Origin of the sequence: Photobacterium sp. GB-50, assembly GCF_003026755.1 — a bacterium.
In the GTDB taxonomy this organism is placed as follows: Bacteria; Pseudomonadota; Gammaproteobacteria; order Enterobacterales; family Vibrionaceae; genus Photobacterium.
On the sequence record NZ_PYNX01000005.1, the window covers coordinates 210,390 to 226,915 of the forward strand.

Sequence of the window (16,526 nt, forward strand, 5' to 3'; positions counted from 1 at the left end):
TAACCTTAATTCGTTCGTATATTTTCAGCAAATAACGCCAAATGCCACTTTTTGCCACTACGACTTAAAGTAACACTACTTTCAGAAACATTTGTCAGAGTGTAACCATTGACGCGTTCGCCAATGCTGACCACTTGACCACTTAAAATCACCGAGCACTGCTGACCATCACAAATAATACTTTGTAACTGTGGCAATCGTGCCTGTGCTTGGCTCGTTTTGGCTTTACTCGCCACCCAACCTAATGGTGCAGTAGGATCTTGAGCAGCATAAGCACCGAAGGCGCATAAACTTAAAAGTAAAGCTGCCATCCATGTCATTTTCTTATCCACCAATAAAGTCCTTACTCTCACCTAAGGTATACACTTCCAGTTCCACCTTTGCCCATGGATACTTATCAACCTGATAGCTCAGGCTTCGCCAGTAATATTTAACCGGTAATGCTTCCAATTTATTTAAGTAATTCACCACATCAAAGTAACGCCCTTTAAACGTTAAGCGAATGGGGTGAACAAAGTACCCCTGTTGATCACCACTCACTAGTTGGGATGACGGTAATGACGTCATTGACTCTAATTTTAATGCCGAGCTATGACGTAGAACTTGCTCTAGCAAGCCAGCCATTTGAACCGGCGTGATCAAACTACCAATTTTTGCTTCTAGCGCTTGTTGTAAGGCTTTATCTTCTTGCTGATATTGTGCCAATTTTTGGTTAATCGCTTTATCCGGATCTTGCTGTAATTTTCTATTTGCAACAATCAATTGATTTTGTGCGGTGATCACATCATTCTTGGTATCCACCAATGCTGTTTTAACCGTCTGTAAGGTCACCATTTGTGGCTCAATAATTAGCATATAGCCAATAAACAAGATGCCAAACCAACCTGTGATAGCAATTAACCATTGCTCACGCACCGACAAAGCAGCAAAACGCTGACTTAGCTCATCCCACTTGATCATTGTTCGCCCCCCTTAATGATGCTTTTACGCTCAGCTTGTAACTGAAAGGTCACGACATTTTTATCATTACGACCCAATGACATCATTTGGAAACGACGTTCAGCTAATGATGGATAAGTTTTAAATGCTCCTACCCAGCGAGGAACAGCATCAGGGTTACGTGCTAATCCACTTAAATCCATTGAAGTGCCTGAGACATAAATCTGTTGAACCGAGATATCGCTACTCGCCGCATCAGCTAACTGCTGTAACAATCCCGCATAGCCAACCTTTAAACTATCATCATGCTCTTCAATGACTTTAAGGGTGGCACGCTTTGCCGCGATTTCTTTTTCAAGCTCATGAGCGTGATTCTCTTTTAAAGGATCTGACAGCAATGCGGCAACTTGTACTCTGGCATGATCAAGTTTTTGTTGTTCAGCACTTAATAAGGATGTTTGTTGCGCTAATTTTTTTTGCTCAATCGTGTTCTGCCATGCATTCCAACCCGCCCACATCGCGAAAATGGCAATAAGTGCCACCCAACTGGCAACGATATTGGTGAGTGTCATCCACTGCTTAGTTGGCAGTAAATTGTCAGAATATAGATTGATTATCGCGTTTTTAGGCCGCTGTAATGCCGCCCAGCCTAAACGCGCAGCATTAGTATCAAGTAAAGGATCAACCTCTTGAATCGCCTCTACATTGATATTTAGACGTTTATTTAATTCTTCTGCTAAAGCTTGATTATCTTCGTTATCACAACTGATGATCAGCTGACTAATTGGATTATTACGTAACTGCGCACTAATGAAATCTAATGAACGTTGTAATTCAAGCGCTAAATTATCCAGCTGAAAACTACCACCATCCAGCGCTTGGCGATCAAATAACGGTAAAGTAAAACCACGTAATTGACGTTGAAAACACAGCATTTGTTCATTAAATGCAGTTAACTGCAGATTACCATCAACATCAGCATGGAGAATAAGTTGACTACGATTAGGATCAGAAAAGCGACTCCATGCAATGTCTTCTGTTGTGATATCCGAGACACGGCAACCACAATCATGACACGCTAAGACAACCTGAGTGATCAGTTGTTTTGATGCGACAAAAACCTGTAAACGATCTTTAGCTGTGGCAGGAAAACCATCAGCGACTAATTCAGACGGCGACTCATTGACTAAATCTTTGACTAAAAAAGGCAGTGCGGTTGACAGTTCATCAATACTCACTTCTGGTTTATCAATCACTAAACTTTGATATAAACCATGCCCTAGTACTAATTTTAAATCGGTACCTGAGAGTTGGTATTGTGTAATTAAGTTGCGTGCAGCATCGCTCCAATCAGAAACATTAGAGACCCCCATACGATCAACAATAAAATGTTCAGTTTTCGCTTGGACAAGGACAACCGTGTCGGTATAGAAAACCAAAGCAGCAGAGGGTTGAAAACTCGCTCGCTGAAAAAGCTTAGAGAATACGTATTTCATAATCGACCAGAAAAAGGCTATACATCCTGTATGATGCTTTTTTATTGATAAGGTTAGCAGCAGTTAATTACCGCCCCAATGATATACGATAAAATTATTGATAAACATCACTTAATTAATACTGTTTAAAAAACATTGAATTTATTAAAATAAAACAAATGGTTATTTTTTATAAAATCACATCTTCTTTGGCAAATAGACGACCTTGACCTGCAGAAACACCCAATTGTTTTAATATTTCCCATTCTTTATCGGTTTCAACACCAACAGCAATAATTTGAACATTTGAGTCATCACAAGCACCTAGCATACTTCTTACAAAAAGCTGGTTCTCTTGTCGTTTATTAATATCTCTCACAAGTCCTCGGTGCAATTTAAGGTAATTAACTTTTACCTCTTTAACGTAGTGTGTACTTACAATCGTACGTCCAGCTTGATCAACAGCTAGTTTACATCCAAGCCCTACTAATTTTTTTAATACCGGACGTAAGGCATCAAGGTTTTTGACTAATTGACTTTCAGATATTTCAAATATCACATGACTCAGTAATGGTCGTGGCAATTGTAATAATTCATTGAATAACCATTTCGTAAAAGATTTATCTAATAATGAATAAGCACTAATATTTATTGAGTAAACTTCTGGTGTTAATTCTCTTTTTAATAACGTGAATATCTGATTAATGACAGCGCGATCAAAACGTTGATTGAATCCAACTTGATTTACAATAGGCATGAAGAATGACGCTTTGATCAATTTTCTATGCTCATCTTGAATACGTGCAAGTATTTCTCGACTGATCACAATGTTATTCTCGGCATTAAAGATAGGCTGCTGATACAACAAAGGACCACCATGGGTTAAAATCCGATCAAACAACGTTCGCCAACGCACACTGCCTCGATCATCTTCATAATGGCTTTCCTTGGTAAAACGATTCCAACTGTTTGAGCCTTGTAATTGCGAGCTACGTAATGCGATATCAGCTTCATCCATAATACGACCTCGCCGCTCCCCACCTTCGAAGTCCGTCACGCCAATATGGCACCAGTTGTCTCGTTCCATTGATAATGGCGGAGACAAACGTTCGAGCGCATTCAATAGTTGATTAATAAAGAGTTTAATTTCTTTCGCTGATTGTTGTGGGATCAAAATTGCAAATTCAGCATCGTAGTAACGCGATAACATGGTGTCAGGGAAGCGCTGAATAAAATTAGACAGAATAATACTGACATCTTGGATAAATTCATCAGCAATTAACTTCCCTTCTTCAGAGACCACGTCATCCCAATCAGCCAAGCGTAACAAGATAACCGAGCCTTGATTATCAGGCTCTTGCAGCATGGACTTTAAGCGACTATCAAATAGGATACGATTCGCAGCACCTGTGAGTTGATCAAGGAAAGTATGGGTACGAATAAAGGTATCAAAGCGGCTACGCCCTTGGCGGGCATCTTTCAGTTCTTTTATTAATTGATCCATGGCTAAACTTGCCGTGCCAGGCCATTCATGATCATCACCCACCGCATAATCATCAACCTTTCCGGCTAAAATCATTCTTCCTCGCGTTTCTAATAATTCAGAGCCACGTAATTGAAGCTTTAACCAACGTACCCCTTGTACTAAACCAAAAATAACAATGCCGATAGCGAGACTAATAAATGACATCGCGCCGAGTGAATACGTAGACTCAGCATAAGGTGGAATAGATTCAATTGTCACTTTGTACTGAGGGTTTAGTTGAAGTTGATATTCACTGTCATAGAGAATATTAGGATCAGTAATCGACTCCATACTTTTATAGGCGTACACCACGCCATGTGGACTCGTTACCGTTAACCCCATGACATTACTGGATTTTAAAAGCTTAGGTAGCCAACGAGATAATGATGCGCCACCTTGAGGATCAGCAAGCTCTTGATCAATAACTTGAACAACACCGTTTAAATAATGGGTTAAGTAATCCTGACCAAGCTTACGAAAACTCAGTGCACCTCCGATGAAAATAACGAAGATGGCGCAAATAACAATCATTGTAACAAAAGCAACTAACCGATTAGTTAACTTCATCCCTGAGGCTTTTCTCATAACATCCTAACTCTACACACTATTATTCAAATCAATTTACTATTATCAGCTACAACTTATATAGTAGAGCACCATTATGAAGTGTTTTTCATTTTAAGGTTAATATATCCACAATATCATTCCGTCACGCGCTATTTTCATTTAACGCGATACGTTACATTGAGCAAAACACAATGTGTCGCATAATGAAACAATCAATCTCATATTATGCGTGAAAGAAACAAGGAAAGGTTATCACCATGGACTGGATCACCTGCACTAAAAGCTTTGTCGCTGTCATTCATCAAGGATCGCTTTCTCAAGCCGCGAAGTATCTTGATATATCAAACTCAGCCTTATCAAAACGTTTGTCTTGGCTTGAACAACAGCTTGGGGTTCCTTTATTAAAACGTACAACCCGCCATTTATCACTTACTGATGCCGGAGATGTTTTTTTTCAGCGAAGTCAAACGTTATTAGAACATTGGCAACAGCTGATCACCGAAACGACGGCAACTAATGAAAAGATGAGTGGCACATTACATGTTGGCGCCCCATTAAGTACGGGAAGTCATTTTTTGATCAATATTATTGCCGCGTTTTGTCAGCGATACCCCAATATCAATATTACGCTTCACACCATCACGCCAGGACAATTACCTGATTTAAATCTCGACATTATTATTTGTAGTGAAATCGATAATTTTAATTCTGCCAGTTATATCGCCACCCCCCTATTTTCAGATAATGCGAGATTTTACGCCTCTCCGTCTTATTTAGAGCAATATGATCCTATTGAGTCACCAGAGCAACTGGCACAACATAATTGCTTACTACTAAATCAGCATAATCACGCCCATGAATATGCCTTCGATAATGGGTTAACGCTACGCTTACAAGGTAATTTCACTACCTCAAATCCAGAAATTTTAATCGCAAGTGCCGTCGAACATATGGGGCTAATATTAATCTCACCACAAAACGTACAACGAGAGTTAGCCCATGGTTTACTGATCCCTGTTTTAACGCATTTACAACTGCCCCAACAGACGACATTTGCCTACTACCTAAAGTTGAACTATCAACACACTAAAACGAAATGTTTTATTGATTTTATAAAAAAAAGCGCCTGACTTATCATTATCAAGATATAAAAAAAGCAGCGTTAAACGCTGCTTCTTAATATTCAATGATTATTTTATACAGGATTTAGAATGGGATATCGTCGTCAAAATCCATTGGTGGCTCATTGTACTGCTGCTGAGGCTGTTGAGGAGCCTGCTGCTGTGGTGCTGATTGCTGCTGCGGCGCATAGTTCTGCTGAGGAGCAGGTGCTGAAGCCGGCTGCTGAGGCTGACCCCAATTATTGTTTTGCTGTTGGCCCCCCATTTGCGCTTGGCCGCCTTGGTTTTGACGACCACCAAGCATTTGCATAGTACCGTTAAAGCCTTGAACAACCACTTCTGTTGTGTACTGATCTTGACCTTGCTGGTTCTGCCATTTACGCGTCTGTAATTGGCCTTCAATGTACACTTGTGAACCTTTACGTAAGTATTCACCAGCAACTTCTGCTAACTTACCGTATAAAGCAACGCGGTGCCATTCGGTTTTTTCACGCTGCTCGCCAGTATTTTTATCACGCCATGATTCTGATGTCGCAATAGTAATATTTGCTACTGCACCGCCATTTGGCATGTAACGAACTTCAGGATCATTTCCTAAGTTACCGACTAAGATAACCTTATTTACGCCACGACTGGCCATAGTTCACTCCAAATCTGATAGCGTACTATTGGTTTCTAATAGCCGCTTATTGAAAGTTTATACTCAATCGCGCAGTTTATCACGCTAGTAGAATTTTTACATAGTCCAAGTACAACGCAATAAAAACGGCAATCACAATTTCAGCGGATATCAGCTAAATATCTTTACCTCAACTGGCGCAAAATGTTGTGCTATTCAAATATGTCAATTTTCTGACACTTTCACAAATTATCGCGTTATCCTATATCGAGATAAAACAATAGTAGTACAAATCAAGGATAGCTAAATCATCACTCATTGTGATATCAGGACAAACTACCACTATTGAAAATTATAAAATTGTAACCCTATGATTTTGCAGCTACCATTGACTTACTTTTAATGCCATAACTTAGATGTAACAAACACCAAGTAAAGTGTCAGAAATAGTTAATGTGATACCTTTTTCTGACGTTTTAAAGCTAATTTCAAAGAAAAGACAACAAAATGTCACTCTAGCGTTAACACCACAAGCACTTTGGGAGCTTTAACCTAAGGGCGGTAGCGTAAAAAAATAATCGAAACCTATCATATAACACACGCCTCAGAGTCGTAGGCTTATTCATTTTTAGTATCTAATTTAGAGAACACAAAAAAGACATGCGTTTAAAAATAGTACTTCTATTATTATCAAGCTGTATGACTTTTTCTGTATGGGCTAACCCTTTACATGTAAAAGTAAGTCCTTTTATCTTCAGTAAATATTTAATTAACGATAATATTACCCAAGTAGCCAAAAATCCTATTTCGTCTCCTGTTATAGAGCTAACGCCCGGATTTATTATTAATGGTGAGAAAAGTACCAATACTTATGATCTTACCTACTATGCTAAGAAAGCAACGTTCTTAAACAGTGAACAAGATAATTTTATTGATCAAAACTTAGAATTAGATATTGAGCAGCATTTTACAATGCGTAATAAAATAAAGTTCAAATATCAATATATACAATCACATGACGGCCGTTCCGACATTCGCGATGATCTTCTTCCCTATGTAACTGAACCGGTTAAATACGATGCGCAGCACGGCATGCTTGATTACATATATGGGGCACAATGGGCACGAGGGCGATTAGAGTTTGGTGCTGGTTTTAACACTAAGCGTTTTAAGAACTACCGATACTTACCGGCGCCTAGTGATTTATCTTCGACTCGTTTTGATGACTTCAATGATCTATTACTGGAAGGTCAATTTACTTACCGCCCTTCCGATGTGAGTGCGTTTTTTATCCGAATAGAAAATCAAGATCGTACTTATCTCTATAATCGATTTGAAGGTAGCACTCTTGATAACAATACGAGCTATTTCTTTTTGGGATCGAAATTAGGCATCAATAAAGATACCAACGGTTCACTGATGCTTGGCTGGCAAAATAAAAGCTTTGCTCAAGCCGATCGTCCAACGTTTAGTGGCTTAACATGGCGAGGTGATTTCGCTTGGTCACCAGTAAAACGTTCAACATTTCGGTTAGAGACAAAACGAGAAATTCTCGACCCTGATGCCAAAAACGATTATCGCAAAGAAACGTATTACGATTTTTCATGGAAACACTTTTGGCTTAACCGACTGTACAGCGAAGTTAAGGCAAACTATTTAACCGACGAATATACCAGTGGTCTTCGAACCGATAAAACCACAGGCTATGAAACCTCTATCGGGTATGTCTTTAGAAATTATTTAACCTTTGTTACTGGATGGACAAAAGAAAGCAATCGCTCGACCGTCCCTATCAATGATTACGACCAAAATATTGTCTACTTTTCTGCTAATTTTAAATTGGATTCGCTATGAAAAATAAATTAAAAGCGTACTTATGCTTGTTTTTATTTGCCTTTGTTCCCCATGTTTATGCGGCACAAATTGATACAACACATTACCAACTGTCCCCCGGTGATAAGATCCAAATAAAAGTCTATGGCGAAGACAATTTATCGTTTGATGAAATCCTGATTCCTGACAGTGGCCAAATTAATTACCCTTACCTTGGCGCTATCACATTAAAAGGTCGTACCTTATCGCAAGTTAAAAATGAAATCACACAAGGATTAAAAGGTGACTACCTTCTTAATCCTCAAGTGATGGTAAATCTGCTGAACTTCAAACAAATTTACGTGGGAGGTGAAGTAAGAAGACCAGGTGGTTACGAGTATCAACCGAATCTGAGTGTAGAAAAAGCCGTTGCACTTGCTGGCGGTTTTACCGATCGCGCTGACACGGATGACATCACCATTAAAGATGCTGACAACAAATTAAAAACTGACGATGCCAGTGTCAATATGGAAATTCAACCTGGCGATATCATTGTCGTTGGACAAAGCTTTTTCTAATTTTTATAGAGTTAAATTAATATGTTATTTAAATCACCAGAAGAGTTGGTTGTAAAAGACGAAACGATTAATTTCTCTAAATATTTTAATCGCATCAAAAATAATTGGCAGTGGATTGTGTTACTGACCGTGGTTTTCTGTACTGTCGTTTTTTTGAAGTCTCCATTAGCAACGAACTCTTATTCAGCAACATCAACATTAATGATTGATGCAACACCACTAAAACCGATTTCATTGCAAACTTTGCCCAATTACGATCCTACGCAAAAAGAATTTTATGCCACACAATATGCATTATTGCGTTCCAATGTGATTGCCGCAAAAGTGATCTCGAATTTAGATCTCACGAATAATGCTGCGTTTATGGGGACGGATGCATCACAACACGGTTCAATAAAAACCAGAATTAAGCAATGGCTGATTGATTTAAAACAGCCTTCTGATGGCAGTGTAAGTGTCAATGATAGTTTGACTCACACCACACCAGAACAATTAAAAGCATTGCAGATTTTTGCTAAAAACTTATTGATCACGCCTGTTGCTAAAACCCAATTAGTAATGGTGACGTACACCTCTAAAGATCCAACTTTAGCAGCCAATATTGCTAATGCTGTAGGTCAGGCTTACATCAATTATTATGTCGATATTAATGAAGAGACAAATAAAAAAGCCTCTGACTGGTTAACCTCACGCTTAACCGAATTAAAAGCGCAACTTAATACTTCAGAGAAAAAACTCACTGACTACTTAGCCAAAGAGAAATTGGTTAATACGATTGCGGTTGATGAACTTGCTAATAGTGAATTGATTAACTTAACCAATCGGTTAGCGGCAGTAACTGATAAACGCTTACAAACAGAGTCCCTTTACACCACACTAAGAGGTAATCGTCATCTTAGTTACAACCAAATAGATTCAATCAGTGAAATCTCTAATCACCCACAAATTCGAGACATCACTAACGCGGAAACAGATGCTGAAAATCTGGTTGCAGAGCTATCAAAACGCTACGGTCCTAAACATGAGAAAATGCTTGAAGCAGAATCTCAACTAAGAGCTATTCGTGCGCGCAAAGATCGCATGCTGACACGTTTAGTTGAAGGTATTCATAAAGAACTTGAAAGCAACCAACGTCAAGAACAAGATCTCACCGCTGAAATAAACAATAAAAAAGAAGAGTTCCAATCACTTGCTGTTAAAAAGTTACATTATCAGTCACTTAAACAAGAAGTGGATACCAATAAGCGGCTACTTCAAGCTTTTCTTGATCGCCAAAAAGAAACACTTGCAACAGATAACTACAAAGATTCTATTGCCCACTTTACGGACTACGCACTAAAAGCTTATCCGTCAGGCCCTAATATTAAAAAGAATGTTTTGATTGCAGGTATTGTTGGCTTTGGCTTAGCACTCTGTATTCTTTTTGCTATCCAGTTTTTCGATACCACGGTTGAATCATCAGAAGAGTTTGAACGTTACTTCGCACTCTTTTCATTAGGTGATCTCCCGTTTGTGAAACGTCTAGCGAAAAAGAAAGGTCCTATTGATGAACAAACGCTAAATATCAAAGAAAAACCCGCTTTCTTTGAAGGGATCCGTAACATAAGAACCGCATTGAATTTAGCATTAACCCCAGATCAACGTACCGTGATGATCACATCCGCATTAGCCAATGAAGGAAAGACTACACTTGCTGTTAATCTGGCACAATCATTAGCACAAACAGAGAAAGTGGCATTGATCCATGTCGATCTTCATAACCGTGGAACGGCACTATCAACACCGAAAGGATTAAGTGAGCTGCTCAATAATACGCTTTCTATCAATGATATTATGGCGAAATCTCACCTCGATAATTTGCTTGTCATTAACGCTGGTGAGCCCGTTTCCGATCCCCAAGAGCTGCTTTCATCATCGCGTTTTAATGCCATACTTGATGAATTAAAACAGCATGTTGATAAGATCATTATCGATACACCAGCAAGCCTTATTAGTAGCGATGCCTTAATTGTGGCAAAAATATCAGATGTAAATCTCTTAACTGTCGCTGCGAATAAAACCAAACGTAATGACATAGAGCAAGCGATACATAAGTTCAGTGCATATGGGATCAATATCGATGCCGTTATGATCAATAAAGTGATGTAACCGCTATTTAAAAAGGTTTAGCGGGCGGTTAACTCTCTGTTATTCGCTCGCTTTAAATAATAACGATGCTTGAAATTAAAAAAGATACTGCAATAGGTATTACTGCCTCTTTCCTTATCACTTCTGCACTGGTTTGGAATACCTTTCTAGGATCGGTGGCCGCCCTATTATTTATTCTTGTCGGTGGCACCGTTATTATATTCCACCTTCACCGAACATTATTAGGAATCCAATATAATTGGATGGTGATGGTCTACCCGATACTCGCTTTGCTTTCCGTATTATGGTCACAATATCCAGAAGCGACATTTCGCTCATCAATACAATTTATTTTAACAACTGTGATAGGTATTGCCGTTGCCTATAACATCAAAAAAGAACAGTTCTTTGTCGGCTTATCAGGCAGCGTCATTATTATTATGGCGCTGAGCTTAGTCTCTCACCGGGTAGAGACGAACGGTATGACAGGAGAAACCGTTTTAATTGGTTATCTTGGTAGTAAGAACTTTTTAGCACAAACCGCTTCGATTGGTTTTTTCGTGGGATTTGGTTTGTTTTACACCCTAGCTAAGAATAAAGTCGAAAAGATTATCGGGCTGTTGTCGATCGTCTTTTCTATTGCTGTACTGTTAAAAGCCAAATCTCTGGGGGCGACAGTAACGTCTTTTGGCTCTATTTTTGCGTGCTTTTGTTTATATCATTTCTCCAATTTTGCGATCACCCAACGCGCACAAAAAGCGACCGTTAATCTGCTTTATTTGCTCGCTATGTGTGTCATCATTTTTGTCTATATCATCTTTGGCACTCCTGAATTTAACCACTTCATGATTGAAATCGGGAAAGATCCAACCTTAACCAGCCGAACACTAATTTGGGCTGAAGGGGATAAGGCCATTGCCCAAGCGCCCATTTTAGGTGCTGGCTATGATGCTATATTCCAGATTGGAAATCCGATCGGCGATGCGGTGTGGAAAATTGGTTTAGTACCACCAGGGGTGGGATTTAACTTCCATAACATGTTTATCCATTGGACAGTACATTTCGGTTATGTCGGCCTCACCATCTACCTTTTGATACTGGCACGACTGCTTTATAACATTCGTTTAATTGCCTGCGGACACTTTCAAAAAAGTGATTTCATTCCCGTTGCGTACTTTGTGTTTTTCATATCAAGAAGTGTGCTTGAAGTTGACTGGTTTGCCCAATTCACCCTCGCACATGTCATGTTTTGTTTTTGCTGGATTGAGCTAGAAAGTAGCGCTCACAAAGCAAAAAGATTAAATAATAAAGGTAATATTTCATGAAAACAGTGGCTATTTTTGGTGGTTCCGGTTTCATTGCTTCCCATTACATCAAGAAATTTATTGCTGAAGGGGTGAAGGTTTATTCGATTGATATTCGCGAGCCTAAAGTGCGTCACGATGAAGTTACTTACATAAACCATGACGTTAGAAACCTCAATGATTTAGTGATTGATGAGCCTATTGACTGTATTTACAACTTTGCTGCGATTCACACCACACCAGGGCACCCCACTCACGAGTACTACGAAACCAATATTGCAGGGGCTAATAACGTTTGTCAGTTTGCTGAGCGTAATAATATTAAAGAAATCGTCTTTACCAGTTCAATTTCGCCATACGGTCCAGGTGAAGAGCAAAAAGATGAAAATAGCCCATTAACGCCAAACTCAGCCTATGGCTACTCGAAAATGTTAGCTGAACAAATCCATAAAGCATGGCTTGAACGCAATAGTGAGCATCAACTGACTATTGTTCGTCCTGCTGTCGTCTTTGGCCCAGGTGAAGGCGGCAACTTTACTCGCCTTGCAGCAATGATGCGTAAAGGCTTCTTTGTCTACCCAGGTCGTAAAGACACCATTAAAGCCTGTATCTATGTGGAAGATTTGATCTTTGCCATTGAAGTGGCACGTGCAACAGACAATAACTTTGAATTATTTAACGGTGCTTACCCTGATCGTTATACCCTAGAACAAATCATCGAAGCATTTAAAGCAGAGCACTTTCCAGACGTTAAAGTCTATATGGTGCCAAAATTTGTGGTACTTGGTGCGGCTAAATTACTGCAATTGGTGAACTTTCTAAACATAGGTATTCATCCTGACCGCGTGATGAAGTTGATCCGCTCAACCAATGTTTACCCTGGCTGGTTAGTTGAAAACCACATAGAACTACCAGGCAACCTACAAACAGCGTTAACTCGTTGGTCTAAAGACACTGACGGTAAGTTCGACTAATTACCGCGCCAATGCGGCAAGTGTTCTCACTTGTCGTATTATTTTCCAGAGAGCCTTTCTCTTAGATACCAACATCAAAGAACATCCCTATGTCTAAGTCATCCATATCCGGTATGTTGTGGCTGTTTTCCAGTAAGCTATTTCCGCCGATCATTAACTTCGCTGTATTTACTTATACGGCAAGAATACTGGCTCCAGAAGACTTTGGTTTAGTCGCCCTTGCACTATCCATCATCTATATTATTTCAAGTTTTCTGCCCTCAGGCTGGCAAAGCGCGATTGTTAAATACCACGAGTTTGGCAAGCGCGAATTTAGTACCATTTTAGCGTTTCTTAGTTTATCGGGATTCGCTTTTGCACTGATCGCTTGTTTTGTTATTTCCTTAAACCTTTTTAGCTTTCAGTCTCAGGTATTTAATCTCGCTTTCTATTTAATGGCGATAAAAATGCCCTTTGATGCGGCAGGTCATACCCTCACGTTTATATTAGTTCGTGAGCAAAAATACAAAGCCTTGGGCTACCGCACTATTTTAGGTGCGATGGTTTCAGCTTTGACTATCCTCAGTTTGCTTTACTTTGATTTTAATATCTGGGCACTGGTGTTATCACAAACTATTATTTCGATTTTCAACTTGGTTGCTGTCTACATTCCGACTCGTAAAATGTTGGGCTGGTCATTCCGCTGGAGCTTAATTAAAGAAACGTGGGAATTTGGTTTATATAACACCCTAATCACAACCGTTGAGAGCATTTCTACCCACTTTGAATCTTTTGTGATTGGTAGCAACATAGGTAAATACGATTTAGGCTTTTTCAATATTGCCAAACGCTTATCGAATATCATCAACGATATCTTAACTGGCACGTCTTATGACATGTCATTGCCGTATTTATCCAACAGCCAAAACGATCAACAAAGTTTACAACGGGCGATCCGCCAAGCTTTATTCATTACAGGGGCGATCACCTCTCCACTGTTCGTATATGGCTTTATCTATTCTGAGACGATCTTCAATTTCTTGTTCTCAGAAAAGTGGATCACCTCGGCAGGTTATTTTCAGTTTTTCTGTATTGCATTTTTGTTTATCTCTTACAGCATGATCAACAAAACTGCGATCATCGTGACGAACCGATCTCGCTTGTGGTTTAGAGTACAAATGATCATTGCGGCTATTTATCTGCCGACATTGTACTTTGCCTCAACCATTGATATTCATGCAGTACTGTGGAGCTTCTTAGGTGTTAATGCACTGTATTTCTTCACCTCGACCTACTTGGTGACCAGTGAAATTAACACCTCGTTTTACCGCTATTTAAAAAGTTTATGGCCTATTTACACCGCATTAGGTATTACTGCATTCGCTGCGATGAATCTGCCTTTAATGCCGTTTACTCACGAGTTTTTCAATTTGTGCTTTAGCGCCATTCTCTTTTTAAGCTGTTATATCGTGTTATTGCTCCTATTCTCACGACACTTTTTATCGATTGATTTATCCAATAAAAAAATCACCTTCCGCTAGTGATTTCTGCTTTTTAACTAAGACTTAAAGGTTATATTTTGAGCTGTTTAATTATCATTCCTTGTTTAAACGAAGCTGATCATATTGGTGATCTTTTAACGCATTTTTCTCCATCATTAACAGACAACAGTAAACTGGTTGTGGTTGATGGTGGCAGCCATGACGGCACGCAAGAAATCGTGGAGCGTTGGTCTGAAAAAGATGATCACATTGTATTGCTTCACAACCCAGATAAGATCCAAAGTGCTGCTATGAACTTAGCGGTGGATCAATTTGGTGACGATTATGAATACTTCATTCGTATTGATGCTCATGGTCAGTACCCAGATGATTTCATTGCGTCTTTACTCAGTGAAGCAGAAAAACACCAAGCGGATTCTGTTGTCGTCAGTATGTACACCGAGGGTTATACGCCTTTCCAAGTATCAGCGGCTATCGCGCAAAACTCCAAATTAGGTAACGGTGGCTCACCACACCGCAATGCACAAAATGATGGTAAGTGGGTTGAGCATGGTCATCATGCACTAATGAAAGTATCGGCATACCGCGCGGTAGGAGGCTATGATGAAACCTTCATCGCCAACGAAGATGCAGAATTAGATAAGCGTTTAACCGATGCGGGTTACAAAATTTGGCTAACGGGTCAAACGGACATGACTTACTTCCCTCGTAAAACGCCAGAATCGCTATTTAAGCAATACTACAACTATGGCAAAGGTCGTGCCGCTAACTGTATAAAGCACCACACGATCCCGAAACTGCGCCAGTTGATCCCATTATCAGTGGTACCTGTATTACTCATGGCGTTATTGCTTAGTGAGTGGCATTTTATTTTTGCTCTACCCGCTCTATTGTGGATCGCCGCCTGTTTACTCGTCGGCGCGACGGGTAAGTCAGATCAGTTCCCACTCAGTGCTAAGCTTTCAGGGATCCCAGCCATGATCATGCACTTTGGTTGGTCAATGGGGTTTTGTGCAGCCTTGCTCTTCCCAGCCTTCAGAAGGAAGCCTGTTCATGATTGATCCTAATGTAATTACGATCGGTTTATGTACATATCATCGCCAAGAAGTTACCGACACACTCGATAGCTTGGCGAAGGTCGCAATCCCCGACGGTAAACAAATACAGATCGTGATCGCTGATAACTCGGTGGACGCTAATTCAAAAGCCTTAATCGAAAGCTACGCCGAGCAGTCACCATTAGCGATTCATTATCTCCATGCGCCAGCCTCTAATATCTCAATTGCGCGTAATGCTTGTTTGGAGTGGGCACTCAATCATAGTCAATATTTGATCTTCCTTGATGACGATGAATTTGTGGTAGAGAACTGGCTAAGCGCCCATCTTGATACCGCACAACGCGAACAAGCAGATGTGGTGATAGGCCCAGTACGCAGTATTTACCCAGAGCAAGCACCTGAATGGGTGAAAGCGCTCGATTTACAATCAGTAAAAGAGCCAATCATCGCACCAAGTGGCAAGATTGAAACCGCCAACTCCGGTAATACCTTAATCAACCTTGATTTTATTCGACAGCACCCACTGCGCTTTGATTTGGAATACGGTTGCTCTGGCGGTGAAGATTCGATTTTCTTTCGTCAGTTAACGATGAAAGGTGGCACCATTGCCTTTTCTCAGCAGGCAGAAGCCTCTGAGCATGTACCACTAGCACGCACCGAGTATGACTGGCTTTATCAACGTCGTTTTCGTTGTGGGCAAACCCACGGCAAGATGTTACTACTCGATAACGCGAGTACCTTCAATCGCTTAAAACAGACATTCCTCGCTGGCGCTAAAGCAGGATTTAGTTATGTCTATGCGTTGCGCTTTATAAATCAAGAAACCAGCCAAAAGTATTTTTGGAAGTTGCGCGTTGCCCTACACCTCGGCGTGGTAAGTGGTTTATTAGGCAAACAGCACCTCACTCAATACGGTGACACTCACTGATCTTGTTCGTTTTTATTC

At 40.0% G+C, this 16,526-nt stretch carries 14 protein-coding genes; 9 read left to right on the forward strand and 5 right to left on the reverse strand.

All coding sequences use genetic code 11. From position 1 onward, the window contains the following. Positions 1-5: 5 nt before the first annotated feature. The 4 genes from C9J41_RS09810 to csrD form a co-directional block, all read right to left on the reverse strand. Positions 6-332, reverse strand: coding sequence for an MSHA biogenesis protein MshK (locus C9J41_RS09810; protein WP_107206503.1), 327 nt, complete (start codon positions 330-332; stop codon positions 6-8). After that, on the reverse strand, positions 325-960 hold the full coding sequence (gene pilO, locus C9J41_RS09815) for a type 4a pilus biogenesis protein PilO (protein ID WP_107206502.1): 636 nt from the start codon (positions 958-960) through the stop codon (positions 325-327). The genes C9J41_RS09810 and pilO overlap by 8 nt, the downstream gene beginning before the upstream one ends. Beyond that, the gene (locus C9J41_RS09820) at positions 957-2,435 is read right to left on the reverse strand and encodes an MSHA biogenesis protein MshI (RefSeq protein WP_107206501.1); all 1,479 of its coding nucleotides are present in this window, start codon (positions 2,433-2,435) and stop codon (positions 957-959) included. The genes pilO and C9J41_RS09820 overlap by 4 nt, the downstream gene beginning before the upstream one ends. 169 nt (positions 2,436-2,604) lie before the next feature. Continuing rightward, positions 2,605-4,524 (reverse strand): RNase E specificity factor CsrD, encoded by a 1,920-nt coding sequence (gene csrD, locus C9J41_RS09825; RefSeq protein WP_107206500.1) that lies wholly within the window; start codon positions 4,522-4,524, stop codon positions 2,605-2,607. A gap of 239 nt (positions 4,525-4,763) precedes the next feature. Between csrD and C9J41_RS09830 the strand changes: the two genes are divergently transcribed. Then, positions 4,764-5,636 carry a LysR family transcriptional regulator gene (locus C9J41_RS09830; RefSeq protein WP_107206499.1) on the forward strand — a complete coding sequence of 291 codons (873 nt, stop codon included), beginning with the start codon at positions 4,764-4,766 and terminating at the stop codon, positions 5,634-5,636. Between the two features lie 76 nt (positions 5,637-5,712). Here C9J41_RS09830 and C9J41_RS09835 read toward each other — a convergent pair whose 3' ends face one another. Further along, on the reverse strand, positions 5,713-6,267 hold the full coding sequence (locus C9J41_RS09835; protein ID WP_005371054.1) for a single-stranded DNA-binding protein: 555 nt from the start codon (positions 6,265-6,267) through the stop codon (positions 5,713-5,715). A gap of 639 nt (positions 6,268-6,906) precedes the next feature. Between C9J41_RS09835 and C9J41_RS09840 the strand changes: the two genes are divergently transcribed. The 8 genes from C9J41_RS09840 (at position 6,907) to C9J41_RS09875 (ending at position 16,508) form a co-directional block, all read left to right on the forward strand. After that, positions 6,907-8,100 carry an outer membrane beta-barrel protein gene (locus tag C9J41_RS09840; protein ID WP_107206498.1) on the forward strand — a complete coding sequence of 398 codons (1,194 nt, stop codon included), beginning with the start codon at positions 6,907-6,909 and terminating at the stop codon, positions 8,098-8,100. After that, complete coding sequence (locus tag C9J41_RS09845) at positions 8,097-8,636, forward strand: polysaccharide biosynthesis/export family protein (RefSeq protein ID WP_107246278.1); 540 nt, start codon at positions 8,097-8,099, stop codon at positions 8,634-8,636. Before C9J41_RS09840 ends, C9J41_RS09845 begins: the two co-directional genes overlap by 4 nt. A 21-nt stretch (positions 8,637-8,657) precedes the next feature. Continuing rightward, positions 8,658-10,784 carry a polysaccharide biosynthesis tyrosine autokinase gene (locus C9J41_RS09850; RefSeq protein ID WP_107294501.1) on the forward strand — a complete coding sequence of 709 codons (2,127 nt, stop codon included), beginning with the start codon at positions 8,658-8,660 and terminating at the stop codon, positions 10,782-10,784. A 65-nt stretch (positions 10,785-10,849) separates the two neighbouring features. After that, entirely contained in the window at positions 10,850-12,088 is a 1,239-nt protein-coding gene (locus C9J41_RS09855) for an O-antigen ligase (RefSeq protein WP_107206495.1), read from the forward strand. Beyond that, positions 12,085-13,041, forward strand: a complete 957-nt coding sequence (locus C9J41_RS09860; RefSeq protein WP_107206494.1) for an NAD(P)-dependent oxidoreductase — start codon at positions 12,085-12,087, stop codon at positions 13,039-13,041. Before C9J41_RS09855 ends, C9J41_RS09860 begins: the two co-directional genes overlap by 4 nt. 89 nt (positions 13,042-13,130) lie before the next feature. Next, positions 13,131-14,561, forward strand: coding sequence for an oligosaccharide flippase family protein (locus tag C9J41_RS09865; RefSeq protein WP_107206493.1), 1,431 nt, complete (start codon positions 13,131-13,133; stop codon positions 14,559-14,561). 38 nt (positions 14,562-14,599) lie between these two features. Continuing rightward, positions 14,600-15,583, forward strand: a complete 984-nt coding sequence (locus tag C9J41_RS09870) for a glycosyltransferase family 2 protein (protein ID WP_107294502.1) — start codon at positions 14,600-14,602, stop codon at positions 15,581-15,583. After that, positions 15,576-16,508, forward strand: a complete 933-nt coding sequence (locus C9J41_RS09875; RefSeq protein ID WP_107260262.1) for a glycosyltransferase family 2 protein — start codon at positions 15,576-15,578, stop codon at positions 16,506-16,508. Before C9J41_RS09870 ends, C9J41_RS09875 begins: the two co-directional genes overlap by 8 nt. The last annotated feature ends 18 nt before the right edge of the window (positions 16,509-16,526 follow it).